This window comes from Micromonospora sp. NBRC 110037 (genome assembly GCF_001652995.1).
Taxonomy (GTDB): domain Bacteria; phylum Actinomycetota; class Actinomycetes; order Mycobacteriales; family Micromonosporaceae; genus Micromonospora; species Micromonospora chalcea.
The window spans coordinates 129060-147611 of the sequence record NZ_BBVA01000007.1 but is presented as its reverse complement, the minus strand read 5'-3'; the positions used below and the strand labels follow the sequence as shown (position 1 = coordinate 147611).

General features: G+C 70.2%; 20 protein-coding genes and 1 pseudogene. 16 read left to right on the top strand and 5 right to left on the bottom strand.

The window, feature by feature from the left end:
- The first annotated feature begins 19 nt into the window (after nt 1–19).
- The 14 genes and pseudogenes from glyA to A4R25_RS21075 all read left to right on the top strand — a co-directional run bounded on the left by glyA (nt 20) and on the right by A4R25_RS21075 (nt 12538).
- A complete protein-coding gene (glyA, locus tag A4R25_RS21140) occupies nt 20–1306 on the top strand; it encodes a serine hydroxymethyltransferase (RefSeq protein WP_064447835.1) in 1287 nt (428 codons plus the stop codon).
- Nucleotides 1303–1740 carry a hypothetical protein gene (locus A4R25_RS21135; protein WP_064447834.1) on the top strand — a complete coding sequence of 146 codons (438 nt, stop codon included), beginning with the start codon at nt 1303–1305 and terminating at the stop codon, nt 1738–1740. Before glyA ends, A4R25_RS21135 begins: the two co-directional genes overlap by 4 nt.
- Before the next feature lie 159 nt (nt 1741–1899).
- A complete protein-coding gene (locus A4R25_RS21130) occupies nt 1900–2121 on the top strand; it encodes a hypothetical protein (RefSeq protein WP_030504733.1) in 222 nt (73 codons plus the stop codon).
- A 42-nt stretch (nt 2122–2163) separates the two neighbouring features.
- The gene (gene atpB / locus A4R25_RS21125) at nt 2164–2943 is read left to right on the top strand and encodes a F0F1 ATP synthase subunit A (RefSeq protein WP_043328655.1); all 780 of its coding nucleotides are present in this window, start codon (nt 2164–2166) and stop codon (nt 2941–2943) included.
- A 93-nt stretch (nt 2944–3036) separates the two neighbouring features.
- Nucleotides 3037–3260, top strand: a pseudogene (atpE, locus tag A4R25_RS21120) (ATP synthase F0 subunit C).
- Between the two features lie 29 nt (nt 3261–3289).
- On the top strand, nt 3290–3817 hold the full coding sequence (locus A4R25_RS21115) for a F0F1 ATP synthase subunit B (RefSeq protein ID WP_030504731.1): 528 nt from the start codon (nt 3290–3292) through the stop codon (nt 3815–3817).
- Nucleotides 3817–4638: a F0F1 ATP synthase subunit delta gene (locus A4R25_RS21110; RefSeq protein WP_030504730.1), complete on the top strand. Its 822-nt coding sequence runs from the start codon at nt 3817–3819 to the stop codon at nt 4636–4638. Before A4R25_RS21115 ends, A4R25_RS21110 begins: the two co-directional genes overlap by 1 nt.
- Nucleotides 4639–4710: 72 nt before the next feature.
- Nucleotides 4711–6360, top strand: coding sequence for a F0F1 ATP synthase subunit alpha (gene atpA / locus A4R25_RS21105; protein ID WP_064447833.1), 1650 nt, complete (start codon nt 4711–4713; stop codon nt 6358–6360).
- 4 nt (nt 6361–6364) lie between these two features.
- Entirely contained in the window at nt 6365–7294 is a 930-nt protein-coding gene (locus A4R25_RS21100) for a F0F1 ATP synthase subunit gamma (RefSeq protein ID WP_030504728.1), read from the top strand.
- Nucleotides 7294–8739 carry a F0F1 ATP synthase subunit beta gene (atpD, locus tag A4R25_RS21095; RefSeq protein ID WP_043328657.1) on the top strand — a complete coding sequence of 482 codons (1446 nt, stop codon included), beginning with the start codon at nt 7294–7296 and terminating at the stop codon, nt 8737–8739. The genes A4R25_RS21100 and atpD overlap by 1 nt, the downstream gene beginning before the upstream one ends.
- Before the next feature lie 216 nt (nt 8740–8955).
- Nucleotides 8956–10101 (top strand): LCP family protein, encoded by a 1146-nt coding sequence (locus A4R25_RS21090; RefSeq protein WP_064447832.1) that lies wholly within the window; start codon nt 8956–8958, stop codon nt 10099–10101.
- Between the two features lie 109 nt (nt 10102–10210).
- Complete coding sequence (locus tag A4R25_RS21085; protein ID WP_043328661.1) at nt 10211–10489, top strand: F0F1 ATP synthase subunit epsilon; 279 nt, start codon at nt 10211–10213, stop codon at nt 10487–10489.
- A 12-nt stretch (nt 10490–10501) separates the two neighbouring features.
- Nucleotides 10502–10957 carry a DUF2550 domain-containing protein gene (locus tag A4R25_RS21080; RefSeq protein WP_043328663.1) on the top strand — a complete coding sequence of 152 codons (456 nt, stop codon included), beginning with the start codon at nt 10502–10504 and terminating at the stop codon, nt 10955–10957.
- A gap of 1005 nt (nt 10958–11962) precedes the next feature.
- Nucleotides 11963–12538, top strand: a complete 576-nt coding sequence (locus A4R25_RS21075; RefSeq protein WP_064447831.1) for a hypothetical protein — start codon at nt 11963–11965, stop codon at nt 12536–12538.
- A gap of 57 nt (nt 12539–12595) precedes the next feature.
- Here A4R25_RS21075 and A4R25_RS21070 read toward each other — a convergent pair whose 3' ends face one another.
- A complete protein-coding gene (locus A4R25_RS21070) occupies nt 12596–13012 on the bottom strand; it encodes a VOC family protein (RefSeq protein WP_064447830.1) in 417 nt (138 codons plus the stop codon).
- Nucleotides 12988–13560: a cob(I)yrinic acid a,c-diamide adenosyltransferase gene (locus A4R25_RS21065; protein WP_043328669.1), complete on the bottom strand. Its 573-nt coding sequence runs from the start codon at nt 13558–13560 to the stop codon at nt 12988–12990. The genes A4R25_RS21070 and A4R25_RS21065 overlap by 25 nt, the downstream gene beginning before the upstream one ends.
- Here A4R25_RS21065 and murA point away from each other — a divergent pair.
- Both murA and A4R25_RS21055 read left to right on the top strand, forming a co-directional pair.
- Nucleotides 13559–14980, top strand: a complete 1422-nt coding sequence (gene murA / locus A4R25_RS21060; protein ID WP_064447829.1) for a UDP-N-acetylglucosamine 1-carboxyvinyltransferase — start codon at nt 13559–13561, stop codon at nt 14978–14980. The two genes, A4R25_RS21065 and murA, sit on opposite strands and share 2 nt — an antisense overlap.
- A 69-nt stretch (nt 14981–15049) precedes the next feature.
- Nucleotides 15050–15898, top strand: coding sequence for a 3-hydroxyacyl-CoA dehydrogenase family protein (locus A4R25_RS21055; protein ID WP_064447828.1), 849 nt, complete (start codon nt 15050–15052; stop codon nt 15896–15898).
- A gap of 40 nt (nt 15899–15938) precedes the next feature.
- On the opposite strand, the gene A4R25_RS21050 is transcribed toward A4R25_RS21055, so the two are convergent.
- From A4R25_RS21050 to A4R25_RS21040, 3 genes are all read right to left on the bottom strand, one after another.
- The gene (locus A4R25_RS21050) at nt 15939–16748 is read right to left on the bottom strand and encodes an alpha/beta hydrolase family protein (protein ID WP_064447827.1); all 810 of its coding nucleotides are present in this window, start codon (nt 16746–16748) and stop codon (nt 15939–15941) included.
- Nucleotides 16749–16834: 86 nt separating this feature from the next.
- Nucleotides 16835–17680 carry an ABC transporter permease gene (locus tag A4R25_RS21045; protein WP_043328679.1) on the bottom strand — a complete coding sequence of 282 codons (846 nt, stop codon included), beginning with the start codon at nt 17678–17680 and terminating at the stop codon, nt 16835–16837.
- Nucleotides 17677–18525 carry an ABC transporter ATP-binding protein gene (locus A4R25_RS21040; RefSeq protein ID WP_043328681.1) on the bottom strand — a complete coding sequence of 283 codons (849 nt, stop codon included), beginning with the start codon at nt 18523–18525 and terminating at the stop codon, nt 17677–17679. The genes A4R25_RS21045 and A4R25_RS21040 overlap by 4 nt, the downstream gene beginning before the upstream one ends.
- Nucleotides 18526–18552 lie beyond the last annotated feature (27 nt).

Here is an 18552-nt window from a genome sequence, read left to right as displayed (position 1 = left end):
CTCCGTAGACTCCTTCGCTGTGGAGAACGCGAGGGACACCTTCTGGGGGCCGGACTTCCAGCAGCTCAGTACCGTCGACCCGGAGATCGCCGAGGTGGTGCTGGGGGAGCTGGACCGGCTGCGCGGCGGTCTGCAACTGATCGCCAGCGAGAACCTCACCTCGCCCGCGGTGCTGGCCGCGCTCGGTTCCACGCTCACCAACAAGTACGCCGAGGGCTACCCGGGCCGGCGCTACTACGGCGGCTGCGCCGAGGTGGACCGGGCCGAGGAGCTGGGCATCGCCCGGGCGAAGGACCTGTTCGGCGCCGAGCACGCCAACCTCCAGCCGCACTCCGGGGCGAGCGCCAACCTGGCCGCGTACGCCGCCCTGGTGCAGCCCGGTGACACGGTGCTGGCCATGGACCTGCCGCACGGCGGGCACCTGACCCACGGCAGCCGGGTGAACTTCTCCGGCAAGTGGTTCCACCCGGTCGGCTACACCGTCCGGCCGGACACCGAGACGATCGACTACGACGAGGTACGCGACCTGGCCCGGGCGCACCGGCCGAAGCTGATCATCTGTGGCGCGACCGCGTACCCCCGGCTCATCGACTTCGCTCGCTTCCGCGAGATCGCCGACGAGGTCGGCGCGTACCTGATGGTGGACGCCGCCCACTTCGTCGGCCTGGTGGCCGGCGGCGCGATCCCGTCCCCGGTGCCGCACGCCGACGTGGTCACCGCGACCACGCACAAGGTGCTGCGCGGTCCGCGCGGCGGCATGATCCTGTGCCGGGAGCCGCTGGCCGCGCGGATCGACAAGGCGGTCTTCCCGTTCACCCAGGGCGGCCCGCTGATGCACGCGGTGGCGGCCAAGGCGGTCGCGCTGCGCGAGGCCGCGCAGCCGGAGTTCCGCACGTACGCCGCCCAGGTGGTGACGAACGCGCGGGCGCTCGCCGACGGCCTGGCCGCCGAAGGCCTGCGGCCGGTCTCCGGCGGCACCGACACCCACCTGGCGCTGCTCGACCTGCGCGAGACGGGCGTGACCGGCGCCGAGGCCGAGGCCCGCTGCGATGCCGCCGGCATCACGCTGAACAAGAACGCGATCCCGTACGACCCGCAGCCGCCGCTCGTCGCCTCCGGCATCCGGGTGGGTACGCCGAGCGTCACCACCCAGGGCATGCGCGAGGGGGAGATGGGCCGGATCGCCGGGCTGATCGCGCGCGCGGTACGCACCGATCCCGGCGCCCCCGGTGGCGCCGACGCGCTGGCCGGGGTGGCCCGCGAGGTCGCCGAGCTGGTCGCCGCCTTCCCGGCGTACCCCCGATGACGGCGCCACGGGCGGGTGAGCCCGGCGCGATCCGATCCCGGCTGAACCACCTGCGGCTACCGTTGCTGGCGTGCGCGGCCCTCGCGGTGGTGGGGGTGCCGGCGGCGGCGCTGCTGCGCGGCCCGACCGGGGCGGCCGGCTTCGCGGCCGGGGTGGCGCTGGTGATCGTCAGCTACCTGATCTCCAGCCTCTCGGTCGCCTGGGCGGACGCCATCCACCCTCGGATGATCATGTCGGTCGGGCTGGTCACCTACGCCACCAAGATCGTGATCCTGGGCGTGGTGATGGCCGCCGTGGCGGCCACCGGCTGGCCCGGCCTGCCGGACATGGGCGTGGCGATCATCGCGGCCGTGGTGGCGTGGACCGGTGCCCACCTGACCTGGGCGATGAGATCACCGCTGCCCACATTCGAGCGTCGCGACGACAGCGAGTGACTTTGCTGAATCGTGTCCGGTACGGCGGGTGCCCTGACGGGCGCGACAGGAGTAACGTGGCGCCAGGTTGACGCGCCCGCAGTACGGCCCGCACGCTGTCCGCAGTGTGGGGGGTGCCGCACATCCCCGCGCGCCCCTGCTGATATTGTTCGCCACGTCATGGCCGATGACCCCCACTCCCACAAGTCCGACGAGCACTCGTCGGAGGGTGTGGCAGGCGCCGTCGTGGGTTACCTGCTCGCCGGCATTCTGGTGTGGGGTGGCCTCGGCTGGTTGGCGGAACGGTTCCTCGGTCTGCCAGCCGGCATCGGGGTCGCCGTCGGCATGATGCTCGGCGCGGCCGGGGCGATCTACCTGATCATGAAGAGGCTCAGTGCCTGAGTTCCGGCACACGCGGGTCTGTTGAGTGCGGAGGATGACACGGTGAGCGGACAGCTGGTCGTCGCCCAGGACCTTCCCTGGCCCCCCAGCGTCGGGGATTTCTACCCGCCGGACGTGGCCGGCCCCTGGGTCACCAAGTTCAGCATCATGATCTGGATCGCCGTCGCGCTGCTGATCATCTTCTTCGTGGCCGCGTACCGGAAGCCGAAGCTGGTGCCGGGCAAGGGCCAGTGGGCCGCCGAGGCCGTCTACGGGCTGGTCCGGGACAACATCGCCCGTGAGCAGATGGGCAACGCGGGCATCCGCTTCGCGCCCTACCTCACCGTGCTGTTCAGCTTCATCCTGCTGACAAACATCTTCAGCATCGTGCCCGGCCTGCAGATCTCGCCGAACTCGCACATCGCGTTCCCGATCGTGCTCGCCGCCATCTCGTACGTCATGTACAACTACGTCGGCGTCCGCAAGCACGGCCTCGGCAAGTACCTCAAGCAGAGCCTCATCCTGCCCGGCGTGCCGTGGCCGATGCACTTCCTGCTGATTCCGATCGAGTTCCTGCAGAACTTCGTCGTCCGGCCGGTCACCCTGGCACTGCGACTCTTCGCCAACATGTTCGCCGGCCACCTGCTCCTGCTGGTCTTCACCGTCGGCGGCTTCGTGATGCTCGGGTCGAGCAGCGTCTTCGTGCAGGCGACCTCGGTCTTCTCCTTCGCGATGGCGATCGTGATGGCCTTCTTCGAGGCGCTGGTGGCGGTGCTGCAGGCATACGTCTTCGTCACGCTGAGCGCCAACTACATCGGCACGTCGCTGGCCGACGAGCACTGAGATCCGGCTCGGCGGGCACCCGGCCCGGCCAAGCATCTGGTACCGACCGCGTACACGTGAGCCCTCACGTGTGAACTAGGAGGAATACCCGCAATGAACGTTCTTGCCGAGATCGGTGGCAACGTCAACACCATCGGCTACGGCCTCGCCGCCATCGGCCCGGTATCGGTGTGGCCCTGGTCTTCGCGGCCTACATCCAGTCGAGCGCCCGCCAGCCCGAGTCGGCCGGCTACAACCGCACCTGGCTGGTGCTGGGCTTCGCCCTGGTCGAGGCGCTGGCGCTGTTCGGCCTGGTGCTCGCCTTCGCCGTTAGCTGACGCGAGCTCTCCCGATCCGGAGGTCTGACATGTATCTCGCCGCCGAAGGCGCGCACAATCCGATCTTGCCGATCTGGCAGGAGATGGTCGTCGGAACGATCTCCTTCGCCCTGCTCGTCTTCGTCCTGCTGAAGTTCGTCATGCCCCGCATGGAGGCGATGTACCAGGCGCGGGTCGACGCGATCGAGGGTGGCATCAAGCGCGCCGAGGCGGCCCAGGCCGAGGCGAACAAGCTGCTCGAGCAGTACCGGGCCCAGCTCGCGGAGGCGCGTACCGACGCCGCCAAGATCCGCGACGACGCACGGGCCGACGCCGACGGGATCCGCCAGGACATCCTCGCCAAGGCGCGTGAGGAGTCCGACCGGATCATCGCCGCCGGCAAGGAGCAGCTCGCCGCCGAGCGGGCCACCATCGTGCGCGAGCTGCGTACCGAGGTGGGCACCATCGCGGTGGACCTGGCCAGCAAGATCGTCGGTGAGTCGCTCGCCGACGAGGCGCGTCGCAAGGGCACCGTCGACCGGTTCCTGAGCGGTCTCGAGAGCACGGGGGCCCGCTGATGCAGGCCGCCAGCCGGGAGTCGTACCGGGCCGGGGCCGAGCGCCTCGACGCGTACGTCCGCGGCGCGGAGCCGTCGGCGGTGGCTGCCACCGCCGACGACATCCTCTCCGTCGCCGCCCTGCTGCGGCGTGAGCCGCGGCTGCGCCGGGCGCTCTCCGACCCGGCCCGGGCCGGCGCCGACCGCTCCGGCCTGCTCGGCGACATGCTGCGCGGCCGGGTCGGCGCGGAAGCGCTCGACCTGCTCGCGTCGATGGTGTCCGGCCGCTGGTCGGCCCCGTCCGAGCTGCTCGACGGTGTCGAGCGCCTCGGCGTGGAGGCGCTGCTGGCCAGCGCCGACCTGTCCGGCGACCTGGGCGAGGTCGAGGACGAGCTGTTCCGCTTCGGGCAGGTCGTCTCCGGTTCCGCCGAGCTGTCCAACACGCTCTCCGACCCGATGGCGTCGGTCGAGCGGCGGGCCGAACTGGCCCGGCAGCTGCTCGCCGGCAAGGCCCAGCCGGTCACCGTCAGCCTCGTCGAGGCCGCGCTCGCTGGTTTCGGTGGACGCTCCTTCACCGGTGCGCTCACCCGGCTGGTCGAGCTCGCCGCCGACCGGCGGGACCGTCAGGTCGCGTACGTGACCGTGGCGGCTCCGCTGACCGAGGAGGAGGAGCGACGCCTCGGTGCCCGCCTCTCGGAGATGTACGGTCGGGAGGTCTCCGTCAAGCAGACGGTCGACCCCGACGTACTCGGCGGGGCGCGCGTACAGGTCGGCTCCGACCTGTACGACGGCACCGTCCTGCGCCGCCTCAACGAGACCCGCAACGCGCTCGCCAAGCGCTGAGCCCTGATTCGTCGCCACCGGACCGGTCGGTACCAGGTATCCCGGGCCCTGAGATACTTAAGGAAGCAGAGGATGGCCGAGCTGACCATCTCGACGGAGGAGATCCGCGGCGCCCTGGAGCGCTACGTCTCCTCCTACACGGCCGACGTCTCCCGCGAGGAGGTCGGCACCGTCGCCGACGCCGGCGACGGCATCGCCCACGTCGAGGGCCTCCCCTCGACCATGACCAACGAGCTCCTGGAGTTCGAGGACGGCACGCTCGGTGTGGCGCTGAACCTCGACGTCCGGGAGATCGGTGTCGTCGTCCTCGGTGACTTCGGCGGGATCGAAGAGGGCCAGCGCGTCAAGCGCACCGGCCGGGTGCTCTCCGTGCCGATCGGTGACGCGTTCCTCGGCCGCGTGGTCAACGCGCTCGGCGAGCCCATCGACGGCCTCGGCGACATCGCCAACGAGGGCTACCGCGAGCTGGAGCTCCAGGCCCCGAACGTGATGTCCCGCAAGTCGGTCGACGAGCCGCTGCAGACCGGCATCAAGGCCATCGACGCGATGACCCCGATCGGCCGCGGTCAGCGTCAGCTGATCATCGGTGACCGGAAGACCGGCAAGACCACCGTCGCGCTGGACACCATCCTCAACCAGCGCGAGAACTGGCGCTCCGGCGACCCGAAGAAGCAGGTCCGCTGCATCTACGTCGCGATCGGCCAGAAGGCCTCCACCATCGCCTCCATCAAGGGGACGCTGGAGGAGGCGGGCGCGATGGAGTACACCACCATCGTCGCCTCCCCGGCCTCCGACCCGGCCGGCTTCAAGTACCTCGCCCCGTACACCGGCTCGTCCATCGGGCAGCACTGGATGTACGGCGGCAAGCACGTCCTGATCGTCTTCGACGACCTGAGCAAGCAGGCCGAGGCGTACCGGGCCGTGTCGCTGCTGCTGCGCCGCCCGCCGGGCCGTGAGGCCTACCCGGGTGACGTCTTCTACCTGCACTCGCGTCTGCTGGAGCGCTGCGCCAAGCTCTCCGACGAGCTGGGTGGCGGCTCGATGACCGGCCTGCCGATCATCGAGACCAAGGCGAACGACATCTCGGCGTTCATCCCGACCAACGTCATCTCCATCACCGACGGCCAGATCTTCCTCGAGACCGACCTGTTCAACCAGGGCGTCCGGCCGGCCATCAACGTCGGCACCTCGGTCTCCCGGGTCGGTGGCGCCGCGCAGGTGAAGCCGATGAAGAAGGTCGCCGGCTCGCTGCGGCTGAACCTGGCCCAGTACCGCGAGCTGGAGGCGTTCGCCGCCTTCGCCTCCGACCTGGACCGGGCCTCCCGCGCCCAGCTGGACCGCGGTTCCCGCCTGGTCGAGCTGCTCAAGCAGCCGAACTACTCGCCGTACCCGGTGCAGGAGCAGGTCGTCTCCGTCTGGGCCGGCACCGAGGGCAAGCTGGACGACGTTCCGGTCGGCGAGGTCCGCCGCTTCGAGTCGGAGTTCCTGCAGTACCTGCGGCACAAGCACGAGGGCGTCCTGGCCTCGATCGCGGACCACAAGTGGGACGACGACATCATCGCCTCGCTCGACTCGGCGATCACCGAGTTCAAGCAGCTCTTCCTGGGCAAGGAGGAGGAGGTCCGGATCAACGAGGCGCCGGCCAAGCCGCTGGAGGGTGAGCAGTCCCGCGAGACGGTGACCCGCCTGCGCGACGGCGCCGACCGCCCGGCCGAGAGCTGATCCGATGGCCGCCCAGGTACGCGTTCTCCGGCAGCGGATCCGTTCCGCCAAGGGGATGAAGAAGATCACCAAGGCGATGGAGCTCGTCGCGACGAGCCGCATCGCCAAGGCCCAGGCCAAGGTGGCGGCCTCGCTGCCGTACGCCGAGGCGATCACCGGCGTGCTGACGGCGCTGGCCTCGAACGCGCGGATCGACCACCCGCTGCTCACCCCGCGCGAGCGGGTGCGGCGGGCGGGCGTCCTGCTGGTGACGGCCGACCGGGGTCTGGCCGGCGGCTACAGCTCGAACGCGATCCGGACCGCCGAGTCGCTGATCGCCCGGCTGCGCGCCGACGGCAAGGAGCCGGTGCTCTACGTCATCGGCCGTAAGGGCGTGGCGTACTACCGGTTCCGCAGTCGGCAGATCGCCGGAAGCTGGACCGGCTTCTCGGAGCAGCCGACGTTCGCCGACGCCCGCGAGGTCGGTGACACGCTGATCAAGGCGTTCACCGCCGGCGCGGACGACGTGGACGGGGATGCCGGCGCCGACGGGATCCTCGGCGTGGACGAGCTGCACATCGTCTACACCGAGTTCAAGTCCCTGATGACGCAGAACCCGGTGACCCGGATCATCGGCCCGATGCAGGTCGAGGACCGGCCTCGGACCGAGGGCGCGCTGCCGGCGTACGAGTTCGAGCCGGAGCCGGAGTCGCTGCTCGACGCCCTGCTGCCGAAGTACATCAACACGCGGATCTTCGCGGCGTTGCTGGAGTCGGCGGCGAGCGAGTCGGCCGCCCGCCGGCGGGCGATGAAGAGCGCCACCGACAACGCCGAAGAGATGATCGAGAAGTACACGCGCGAGATGAACTCGGCCCGTCAGGCCGGGATCACCCAGGAGATCAGTGAGATCGTCGGCGGCGCGAACGCGCTGGCCGCGTCGGGAAGTGAAGTGTGATGACTGTATCCGCAGTTGAGACCAAGACGGCCACGGGTCGCGTGGTCCGGGTCATCGGCCCGGTCGTCGACGCCGAGTTCCCGCGCGACGCCATGCCGGAGCTGTTCAACGCTCTGCATGTCGACGTGACCCTTTCGGGTGGTGAGAAGACGCTGACCCTGGAGGTCGCCCAGCACCTGGGTGACAACCTGGTCCGTGCCATCTCGATGCAGCCGACCGACGGTCTGGTCCGCGGCGCCGACGTGCGTGACACCGGGGCGCCGATCAGCGTGCCGGTGGGCGACGCGGTCAAGGGCCACGTGTTCAACGCGATCGGCGAGTGCCTCAACCTCACCGAGGGCGAGACGATCGAGGCCGACGACCGGTGGGGCATCCACCGCAAGGCCCCGGCCTTCGCGGACCTGGAGCCGAAGACCGAGATGCTGGAGACCGGCATCAAGGTCATCGACCTGCTCGCCCCGTACGTCAAGGGCGGCAAGATCGGCCTGTTCGGCGGCGCCGGCGTGGGCAAGACGGTGCTCATCCAGGAGATGATCACCCGGGTGGCCCGGAACTTCGGTGGTACCTCGGTCTTCGCCGGCGTGGGTGAGCGCACCCGCGAGGGCAACGACCTCATCGCCGAGATGACCGAGTCGGGCGTCATCGACAAGACCGCGCTCGTGTACGGCCAGATGGACGAGCCGCCGGGCACCCGTCTGCGGGTCGCGCTCTCCGCGCTCACCATGGCGGAGTACTTCCGCGACGTGAAGAAGCAGGAGGTGCTGCTCTTCATCGACAACATCTTCCGCTTCACCCAGGCCGGTTCCGAGGTGTCCACGCTGCTCGGCCGTATGCCGAGCGCCGTGGGTTACCAGCCGACCCTGGCCGACGAGATGGGCGAGCTCCAGGAGCGGATCACCTCCGTCCGGGGCCAGGCCATCACCTCGATGCAGGCGATCTACGTGCCCGCCGACGACTACACCGACCCGGCGCCGGCCACCACGTTCGCCCACCTCGACGCGACCACCAACCTGGAGCGGTCGATCTCCGACAAGGGCATCTACCCGGCCGTGGACCCGCTGGCGTCCTCGTCCCGGATTCTCGCCCCGGAGTTCGTCGGCGAGGAGCACTTCGCCGTCGCCACCGAGGTGAAGCGGATCCTGCAGCGCTACAAGGACCTGCAGGACATCATCGCCATCCTCGGTATCGAGGAGCTCTCCGAGGAGGACAAGCTCACCGTCGGCCGTGCCCGCCGGATCGAGCGGTTCCTCTCGCAGAACACGTACGCGGCGGAGCAGTTCACCGGCGTCCCCGGCTCGACGGTCCCGATCGCCGAGACCATCGACGCCTTCCGCCGGATCAGCGAGGGGGAGTTCGACCACTTCCCGGAGCAGGCGTTCTTCATGTGCGGCGGCCTGGAGGACCTCAAGGCCAAGGCCAAGGAACTGATGGGTGAGGAGGGCTGAGAGCCCGCTCACACAGGGGAGGGCCGTCCCGGCGAAAGCCGGGGCGGCCCTCGCCGTTTCCGACCATTGCACTACCAGATGCCCGGATCTCCGGCAAGCAGTTCGCCGAATCGCGCGGTACCGTTCCTGACACGACTTTCACATCCCGGCCGTTGATCTCTGCAACCAAACGGACCCCCGCGCCCGTCTTCCTACCCGTGGGCGTGACGATTGGAGATGCTCGTGGGCGGTAAGGGCGGCACGGACCGCGGCAAGCGGTCCATGTGGCGAGGCGTGCCCCGGTGGGCCCGCGTGTGCACGATCCTGGGCATCGTCATGGTGGTGCTCAGCGGCTCCGTGCTGCTCGGCTCCCGCGCCCTCGTCGCCCGCTACGAGGGCTCGGTCGGCAAGGCCGACCTCTTCGGTGACCAGGCCGCCGGCGCCAACGAGAAGAAGAGCGACATCAAGGGTCCGCTCAACATCCTGCTCGTCGGCGTCGACCCGCGTACGTCGACCGCCCGGCCGCTCGCCGACTCGATCATGGTGCTGCACGTGCCCGCCAGCATGGACCGGGGTTACCTCTTCTCGCTCCCGCGCGACCTGCGGGTGGACATCCCGGCCTTCGCCAAGGCCGACTACTCCGGCGGCAACGACCGGCTCAACGCCGCCATGTCGCACGGCAGCAACGTACCGGGGCAGAATCCCAGCACCGCGCAGGGCTTCGAACTGCTCGCCAAGACCGTGCAGGACGTCACCGGCATCAAGCGCTTCGACGCCGGCGCGATCATCAACTTCAGCGGCTTCAAGAAGATCGTCGACGCCATGGGCGGCGTGGACATGTACATCGAGCGGGAGGTCCGGTCCGAACACCTCCAGCCGGACGGTACGCCCCGCCAGCTCCGGCCCGGTGGCGGCGGCTACCTCGGACCGCAGGCGGTGTACAAGAAGGGCAACGCCCACCTCGAAGGCTGGCAGGCGCTGGACTACGTCCGGCAGCGCTACCCGAAGAACGGCGTGCCGGACGGCGACTACGGCCGGCAGCGGCACCAGCAGCAGTTCGTCAAGGCGATGGCGAGCCAGGCGGTCAGCGCCGACGTGGTGACCAACCCGGTCAAGCTCGACCGGGTGCTGCGGGCCGCCGGCAAGTCGCTCGTCTTCAACGGGCGCGGCAACAGCGTGGTGGACTTCGGGCTGGCGCTGAAGGACATCCGTCCGAACGCGATCGAGACGATCAAGCTGCCCGGCGGGGCGATCGGCGCCGGCAGCGCGTACCGGGGTGAGCGGCTGCTCGAACCGGCGGAGGACTTCTTCACCGCCCTGCGCACCGAACAGCTCGATGCCTTCCTGCTGGAGCACCCCGATTTCATTCAGAAAACCAAGTAGCCTGGGCGGGTGCGGGGCCGTGGTGGTCCGGCTCTCACCACCCGCGTTGGGTGGGCCGCGGGGGCGCGACTAGACTTTCGGCAATCCGCCGCCGCAGCAAGGAGACAGCGTGGCACAGCAGCTTCACGTCGAGCTCGTAGCCGTCGAGGAGAAGGTCTGGACCGGCGAGGCCGAAATGGTCGTCGCGCGGACGACCGAGGGTGAGCTCGGTGTGTTGCCGGGGCACGCGCCGCTGCTCGGCCAGCTCGCGGAGCCCAGCCAGGTACGCATCAAGCAGGCCGGTGGCCAGCAGGTCGTCTTCGACGTGCCCGGCGGCTTCCTGTCGGTGACCAGCGAGGGCGTCACGGTGCTCGCCGAGAGCGCGACCCCCGCCACCCCGGCCCGCTGAGCAGACCCGCCGATGGAGATCGTCGAAGGGTTCGGAATCGGCGTAGCGGTAGTCGTCGTCGCCATTCTGATCCTCTTCATCCGGCGGGCCCTGTTCACACGTAGCGGTGGCACCATCCGGCTGAGCGTGCGGGTCTCCACGATCCTCGACGGTCGCGGCTGGTCACCCGGGTTCGGTCGCTTCGTCGGCGACGAACTCCGCTGGTACCGCATGTTCAGCTTCGCGCTGCGCCCCAAGCGGGTACTCTCCCGCGAGGGGCTTGCGGTCGAGCGACGCCGGCTTCCCGAGGGCCAGGAGCGCATGTCCATGCCGGCCGAGTGGGTGATCCTGCGCTGTACCAGCCACCACGCGCCGATCGAGATCGCCATGGCGCGTTCCACGGTCACCGGATTCCTGTCCTGGCTCGAGGCCGCCCCACCCGGGGCGGTCTCGCCGCGTCTGGCCTCCCAGGACTGGCCCGCCGCCTGACCTCGGCCGCTTGATCGACTCCACTTCCCCGAAGTGGCGGCACCCCCGCACACCTTGGCCGGGCTGAATCCGGCACCCGGTTCGCCCAGTCCGGCTGCCCCCGCACGACAGCCCTCACCTCGCCATCGATCTTGGAGTTGTGGCGCCCACGATGCCCGTTTGACGAGGTATGCGAGGCACCACAACTCCAAGATCGCCGAAGTCCCCAGGAGTTCGGGACGGGTTGCCGCCCCCTAGCTCCTGATGCCCCGCGCGATCTTGCACTTAGGTGCCCCATAAATCCGGCGAATCGGGTGTTCCGAGGGCTCAAAGTGCAAGATCGCGCGTGCGGACCTGCGGCGGGGCGGCCGCCTCGGGTCAGCCCCCCTCCGATAGCGTCGATCATGAACTTGGCGGCACTTGGTGTCCGTTATGTCGCCGCCAACCTCATGATCAACCCTGTGGCGGGTGCCCGGGGAGGCTTCTTCGAGGGTGATCAAGGGGTTTGTGTCCTCGTGGGTGCCGGAAAGGGCCGCAAACTCCTTGATCACTGGGCGCAGAGCGAGGCGGCCGGGCCGGGGCGCGGAGGGGGTTTGGCGTGTGTGGGCGGGGGTGTCGGGTTCGGGGGTGGTGGGCGGCACTCTGGTGGTGGAATCGTGGGCGGGCCGGTGGCGTTGTAACCGGGTGAACGACCGAGCAAGGCCGCGCCCCCGAGCGCGTCGGCTGTGGGAACAGACCTCAGGCCGTTGAGTACGTGCGGCGGCGTGAGCCGCGGGGAATCATCCCGCTCGGCTGGTCGTTGAACACGGTTCCGACGACGTGAACCCCCGCCGCCCCCGGCGGCGAGCTGGCCCGGGAATGATGCCGGGTCGACGGTCGTTGGACATCCTTCCGGCGCCGCGGAGAGGCCCACCAGCCCCCGCGAGCAGCCGAGATCCCCCTTGAGACTTTCTTGAGCGCCTGACGGTGCCCACGCACCCCCGGTCCCCCCGGGGGGTGTGTCGACCCCCGAATGGAGCCCCCATCATGAACACGATTCTGCGTAAGAGCATCCTGGGTATTGCTGGTCTGGCTTTCACCGGTGGCGTGTTCGCCGGCCCGGTCGCCGCCCACGCGGCCGACACCACCCACGCCGCCAAGCCGGTCACCGCCACGGTGCAGTCCGACAAGCTGATCCCGCACGGCGTGCAGGGCGACCAGTCCCGCATCGACCTCAATGACGAGCAGACCAAGAACGTGAAGGCGATCATCGCGGCGACGAAGAAGGCCGGCATGGACGAGCGTGCCGCGGTCGTGTCGATCGCTACCGCCCTGCAGGAGTCGAAGCTGGAGAACCTCGGCCACCTCGGTGACCGTAACGACCACGACTCGCAGGGCCTGTTCCAGCAGCGCCCCTCCTCCGGTTGGGGCACGGTGGAGCAGATCACCGACCCCGAGTACTCCACGACCGCGTTCCTGAAGGGTCTGAAGCAGGTCGACGGCTGGCAGGACATGCCCCTGACCAAGGCCGCCCAGACCGTCCAGGTCTCCGCCTACCCGGACCACTACGCCCAGTGGGAACAGCAGGCCGCCGACCTCGTCGCCAAGCACTGGAACAGCTAAGACGAGGTAAGACACAGCGAAAGGCCGGCACCCCGAACCAACGGGGTGCCGGCCTTTTCACGTCTCCGCTACCAGCTCGACCTCGTACCCCTGCCCGTCGGTGAGGTAGGCGGCGTAGCTGTCCGGGCCGCCCGCGTGCGGGTGCCGGTCCGGGAACAGCAGCGTCCAGCCGTACTCTCCGGCGGCAGTGACCAGCCGCTCGACGGCGGCCGGCGGGCCGGCGTGGAAGGCCAGGTGGTTCAGGCCGGGCGCGCGCCTGTCGTGGGTGCGGCCGGTGAGCGCGGGTGACTCCTCCAGCACGATGTAGGTCGCGCCGAGCCGCCAGGAGCGGCCGGCGGGCCAGTCCTGGTAGAGCGTCCAGCCCAGCTCGCCGAGAAGCCAGCCCCACGAACGACTGGCCGCCGCCAGGTCGGGTACCCACACCTCCACGTGATGGAGGCCGCCGATGGTCAGCGTTTCCCGCCCGGAACCCATAGCACGTCGCCGTTCGGATTTGCCGTTCTTGACAGGATAAAGAGCAAATCGGAGAGCCGGTTGAGATACTTTGCCGGGAGGGGACTGGTCCGATCGGGGTCGTGTGCGACCAGCGCCCATGCCGCACGCTCGGCGCGCCGGGCGGTCGTCCGTGCCACGTGCAGCAGTGCCGCACCAGCGGTGCCGCCGGGGAGGATGAAGGAGTCGAGCTTGCTCAGGCGCGCGTTGTACTCGTCGCACCAGCCCTCGAGGCGCTCGACGTACTCCTCGGTCACCCGCAGCGGCGGGTACTTCGGGTCCGGCTCGACCGGCGTCGCCAGGTCCGCGCCGACGTCGAACATGTCGTTCTGCACGGACTCCAGCACGGCCCGCAGCTCGTCGGAGAGCTGCCCCAGGGCGAGCGCCACGCCGATCGAGGCGTTGCACTCGTCCACGTCCGCGTACGCGGCGATGCGCGGATCGGTCTTCGGCACCTGCTCGTTGTTGCTCAGCCTGGTCATGCCGGCGTCGCCGGCCTTGGTGTAGATGCGCGTGAGGTGGACGGCCATGACGCACAGCCTACGGATACCGGACCTGACCATCCCGGCCCGGCCGAGTCCGGTTGGGCCGGGGGACGCGAGCGATCCGGCGGTCAGCGACGTCGACGTCATCCGGGTACGCGGTGACGCCCGGCTCGACGGCACCGTGCACGTGGTGGGTGCGAAGAACTCCGCGCTGAAGCTGATGGCGGCGGCGCTGCTCGCGCCCGGCCGCAGCCTGATCACCAATGTGCCCCGGATCACCGACATCGCGATCATGGGCGAGGTGCTGCGGCGGCTCGGCTGCGGCGTACGTTTCGGGCCGGACGACCCGGTCGACCCGATGGTGGCCCACGGCGGTGTGGAGCGGTCCCGCTCGGTGCTCATCGACGTGCCGGAACGGCCGGGCGCGGAGGCCGACTACGACCTGGTGCGGCGGCTGCGCGCGTCGATCTGCGTGCTCGGTCCGCTGCTGGCCCGCCGGGGGTACGTGCGGGTGGCGCACCCGGGCGGCGACGCGATCGGCTCACGCGGCCTGGACATGCACATCGCCGGGCTGGCCCGGATGGGCGCGGAGATCTCCGGTGAGCACGGCTTCGTCATCGCCGAGGCCCCGGACGGGCTGCACGGCGCGGACATCGTGCTGGACTTCCCGAGCGTGGGCGCGACCGAGAACCTGGTGATGGCGGCGGTGCTGGCCCGTGGCGCCACGACTATCGACAACGCGGCCCGGGAGCCGGAGATCGTCGACATCTGCACCATGCTGAACCGGATGGGCGCCCGGATCGAGGGGGCCGGCACGTCGACGCTGCACATCGTCGGCGTACCCGGGTTGCAGCCGGTCCGGCACGCCACGGTGGGGGACCGGATCGTGGCCGGGACGTGGGCGTTCGCCGCCGCGATGACCCGCGGCGACGTGACGGTGACCGGCCTGGACCCGGCGTACCTGGAGGTCGCGCTGGACAAGCTGGTCGCGGCCGGCGGCCTGGTCGAGACGCGGGGTGACGCCTTCCGGGTACGCATGGACGACCGCCCGAAGGCGGTGGACGTGGTGACGCTGCCGTACCCGGGTTTCGCCACCGACCTGCTGCCGATGGCGATCGGGCTGGCGGCGGTCAGCGAGGGCGGCTCGCTGATCACCGAGAACATCTTCGACGGCCGGTTCATGTTCGCCAACGAGATGATGCGGCTGGGCGCGGAGATCCGTACCGATGGCCACCACGCGCTGGTGTGCGGCCGGGAGCGGCTGTCCGGCGCCCCGGTACGCGCGACGGACATCCGGGCCGGCGCCGGCCTGATCATCGCCGGGCTCTGCGCCGACGGGTTGACCGAGGTGTCGCACGTGCACCACGTCGACCGGGGCTACCCGGACTTCGTGGCGGACCTGCGGGCGCTCGGCGTCGAGGTGGAACGCGGGACCGCGCCGGAGGAACCGGACCTGGCCATCTGACAGCCGGTGCTTATCCGTCGTTAAGTAGGGTTCTGGCAGACGTTGCAGAACACGGCGAGGGAGAAGCAGATGGCGGGTCGACTCGCGGTCGTCGGTGCCGGGCTGATGGGCTCGGGCATCGCCCAGGTGGCGGCGCAGGCGGGCTGGCAGGTGACGCTGCGCGACATCGACGACGCGGCCACGAAGCGCGGTGTGGACGGCATCCGGAAGTCGCTGACGAAGTTCGCCGAGAAGGGCAAGATCGAGGCGTCCGACGTCGAGGCGACGCTGGGCCGGATCACCCCGACCACCGAGCTGGAGGCCGCCGCCGACGCGGACATCGTGGTCGAGGCGGTCTTCGAGAAGATCGAGATCAAGCACGAGGTGTTCCGCGCGCTGGACAAGATCTGCAAGGCGGACGCGGTGCTGGCCACGAACACGTCGGCCATCCCGGTGACCCAGATCGCGACCGCCACCGAGCGCCCGGAGTCGGTCGTCGGCACGCACTTCTTCTCGCCGGTGCCGATGATGAAGCTCTGCGAGCTGGTACGCGGCTACAAGACCAGCGACGCGACCATGGACACGGTCAAGTCGTTCGCCGAGGGGATCGGCAAGACGGTGGTGGTGGTCAACCGGGACATCGCCGGTTTCGTCACCACCCGGCTGATCTGCGCGCTGGCGATGGAGGCGGTCAAGCTCGTCGAGGCCGGCGTGATCTCCGCCGAGGACCTGGACACCGCCTGCAAGCTGGGCTTCGGCCACGCCATGGGCCCGCTCGCCACCGTTGACCTGACCGGCGTGGACGTGCTGCTCAACGCCACCCGCAACATCTACACCGACACCGCCGACGAGAAGTTCTTCCCGCCGGAGCTGCTCCAGCGCATGGCCACCGCCGGCGACCTGGGCCGCAAGACCGGCCAGGGCTTCTACTCGTACTGACCGGCCCGTCCCGCCCCCGGCCCGAGCGGCCGGGGGCGGTTCACGTCCGGGGCGGGCTGAGCGCGGCGCCGACCAGCGCGAACGCGTCCGGGATGACAGTGCCCCAGTAGCCGAAGTTGTGCCGCCCGTCGGCCCAGGCGGCGCGTACCGGCTCCTCCGGCAGCGCCCGGGCCAGCGCACGGACATCCTTGAGGAAGTTGTCCTGCCGCCCGCACCAGAGCCCGACCGGCGTGCCGCGCAGTTTGTCCACACCGGTGAAGACCGCGTCGCCGGGGCTCACCGCGGGGGAGAAGGCCGCCGCCATCCGCAGCCATTTCGGGTACGTCTCGGCGAGCAGCAACGCGCCGAAGCCGCCCATCGACCAGCCCCACACGGCCAGCCGGCTGCTGTCGAACCCGCGCCGGGCGCACCAGGTGGGCACCTCCTCGCGCACCATCCGCTGCGGGTCGTCGTCACCGGAGGCGCGCCAGGACAGCCGCCCGCCGGTGGCGCCCGCGAGCGCGAACGGCGGGGCGCCCCGGCGTACCGCGTCGGTGAGGAAGCGGGCCAGGCCGAACCGGCCGTAGTCGCGCGGGGTGGCCGACGCGCCGTGCAGCACCAGGCATACGGGCAGGCCGCGGCCGTCGCCGTACCCGTCGGGCACCGCCGTCCAGAAGTCGACCTCGCGGCCGCGCGCGCCGGAGGCGATGCGGATCAGACGTTCGTCGCCGGCCGGGGCGTCCGGCAGGGCCGGGGCCGGTCCCGGGCGGGGGCCGGCCAGTTGCCGGGCGGCCAGACCGCCGACCACCGCGGCGCCGGCCACGCCGGCGGCGGCGCCGAGCAGGGTACGCCGGGTCAGCGTGGGTGCCATGCCGGCGAGTGTGCCACCGCCGGGCGCGTGTTAAGAAGGGGCCCTTTCTCTACCGGAGGCGTTAAAAGGGGGCCCTTCCTTACACCTCAGCCGTCGCGTTTGGTGGTCCAGCGGAACGTGGTCAGGCAGAGCACCAGGCCGATGACGCACCAGGCGCCCAGCACCAGCGCGACGGTGCCCAGCTCGAACGACCCGCCCGGCTCCCGCGCGCCGAAGCTGTCCGGCAGGAACACCGAGCGCAGCCCCTGGCACATCCACTTGAGCGGGAAGATCGCCGCGACCTGCTGCATCCAGGTGGGCAGGCTGGTGAAGACGAAGAACACGCCGGAGATGAACTGGAGCACCAGCGCGACCGGGGTGACCACCGCCGAGCCGCTGCGGGCGGTACGGGCCAGCGACGAGATGGCGATGCCGCAGAGCGTGCAGGCGGTGACGCCGAGGACGGAGACCCAGGCGAACGTCAGCCACTTGGCGGTGGTCTGCGGCAGGTCCAGGTCGAACATCGCCACCGAGACGGCGAGCAGCAGCACGGTCTCGGCGATGCCGATGACCACCACCATGATCACCTTGCCGGCGAACCAGACCCACTTCGGCATCGGCGTACCGCGGTAGCGCTTGAGCACGCCCCGGTCGCGCTCGATCGGGATCCAGATGCCGAGGTTCTGGAAGCTGACTGTCATCAGGCCGGTCGCGATCATGCCGGTGATGAAGTACTGGGTGTAGCTGACCCCGGGCGCGATCTCGTCGCTGAAGATCGCCGCGAAGATCAGAATCATGATGATCGGGAAGCCCATCGTGAACACGACGGACTCCCGGCTGCGCAGGAACTGGGTGATCTCCAGCCGCCCCTGGCGCAGCGCCAGCGCGCCCGCGCCGGGTCGCCGGGCCGCGGCGGCGGTGACCGGGGCCGCGGGGTTCGTCGTGGTGGTCATGAGTGTCCGATCATCCGCAGGTAGACGTCTTCCAGGGTCGGCCGGGTCACGGTGAGGCCGGGCACCTCGCCGCCGAAGCGCGCGGCCAGGTCGTACACCAGCGCCGTCGGCGTCGCGGTCTCCGCCGAGGCCAATGTCCCGTCGGGGGTACGCCAGGAGACGGTCGCGAGCGACTCCTGCCGGTTGCCCAGCCGGTTGGGCGGCGCGACCTCGATCACCCGCCCGGCGGCGATCACGCCGACCCGGTCGGCGAGCGCCTCGGCCTCGTCCAGGTAGTGGGTGGTGAGCACGATCGTGGTGCCGGCGGCGGACAGGTCCCGGATCAGCTCCCAGAACTCACGCCGGGCTTCCGGGTCGAAGCCGGTGGTCGGCTCGTCGAGGAAGAGCAGCTCGGGGCGGCCGATGATGCCCAGCGCCACGTCCAGGCGGCGCTTCTGCCCGCCGGAGAGCGTGTGCGTACGGGCCTTGGCCTTGGCGCCCAGCCCGACCCGCTCGACCACCTTGTCCGGGTCGTCCGCGCCCGGGTAGAAGCCGGAGAAGTGCCGGACCACCTCGATGACGCTGAGCTCGTCGAACTCGCCGGTGCCCTGGAGCACGATGCCGACCCGGGAGCGCCAGGCGGCGTCGGGGTGGGCGGGGTCGGCGCCGAGGACGCGCACCTCGCCGGCGTCGCGCTGCCGGTAGCCCTCCAGGATCTCGACCGTTGTGGTCTTGCCGGCGCCGTTCGGGCCGAGCAGGGCGAACACCTCGCCCCGGTGGACGTCCAGGTCCACCCCGGCCACGGCGACGTTGTCGCCGTACGCCTTGCGCAGCCCTCGCACGGAAATCGCGAGCTCGTTCTCCATGCCGTCAAGTGTGCGTCGTGCGGTGGC

Coding starts and splice junctions, on each gene's coding strand:
- A4R25_RS21090 (WP_064447832.1), top strand. CDS start 8,956: ATGCTCGTGGGCGGTAAGGGCGGCACGGACCGCGGCAAGCGGTCCATG.
- A4R25_RS21130 (WP_030504733.1), top strand. CDS start 1,900: ATGGCCGATGACCCCCACTCCCACAAGTCCGACGAGCACTCGTCGGAG.
- A4R25_RS21080 (WP_043328663.1), top strand. CDS start 10,502: ATGGAGATCGTCGAAGGGTTCGGAATCGGCGTAGCGGTAGTCGTCGTC.
- A4R25_RS21065 (WP_043328669.1), bottom strand. CDS start 13,560: ATGGCCGTCCACCTCACGCGCATCTACACCAAGGCCGGCGACGCCGGC.
- A4R25_RS21110 (WP_030504730.1), top strand. CDS start 3,817: ATGCAGGCCGCCAGCCGGGAGTCGTACCGGGCCGGGGCCGAGCGCCTC.
- A4R25_RS21040 (WP_043328681.1), bottom strand. CDS start 18,525: ATGGAGAACGAGCTCGCGATTTCCGTGCGAGGGCTGCGCAAGGCGTAC.
- murA (WP_064447829.1), top strand. CDS start 13,559: ATGACGCACAGCCTACGGATACCGGACCTGACCATCCCGGCCCGGCCG.
- A4R25_RS21100 (WP_030504728.1), top strand. CDS start 6,365: ATGGCCGCCCAGGTACGCGTTCTCCGGCAGCGGATCCGTTCCGCCAAG.
- atpD (WP_043328657.1), top strand. CDS start 7,294: ATGACTGTATCCGCAGTTGAGACCAAGACGGCCACGGGTCGCGTGGTC.
- A4R25_RS21075 (WP_064447831.1), top strand. CDS start 11,963: ATGAACACGATTCTGCGTAAGAGCATCCTGGGTATTGCTGGTCTGGCT.
- atpA (WP_064447833.1), top strand. CDS start 4,711: ATGGCCGAGCTGACCATCTCGACGGAGGAGATCCGCGGCGCCCTGGAG.
- A4R25_RS21045 (WP_043328679.1), bottom strand. CDS start 17,680: ATGACCACCACGACGAACCCCGCGGCCCCGGTCACCGCCGCCGCGGCC.
- A4R25_RS21050 (WP_064447827.1), bottom strand. CDS start 16,748: ATGGCACCCACGCTGACCCGGCGTACCCTGCTCGGCGCCGCCGCCGGC.
- A4R25_RS21070 (WP_064447830.1), bottom strand. CDS start 13,012: ATGGGTTCCGGGCGGGAAACGCTGACCATCGGCGGCCTCCATCACGTG.
- A4R25_RS21135 (WP_064447834.1), top strand. CDS start 1,303: ATGACGGCGCCACGGGCGGGTGAGCCCGGCGCGATCCGATCCCGGCTG.
- A4R25_RS21055 (WP_064447828.1), top strand. CDS start 15,050: ATGGCGGGTCGACTCGCGGTCGTCGGTGCCGGGCTGATGGGCTCGGGC.
- A4R25_RS21115 (WP_030504731.1), top strand. CDS start 3,290: ATGTATCTCGCCGCCGAAGGCGCGCACAATCCGATCTTGCCGATCTGG.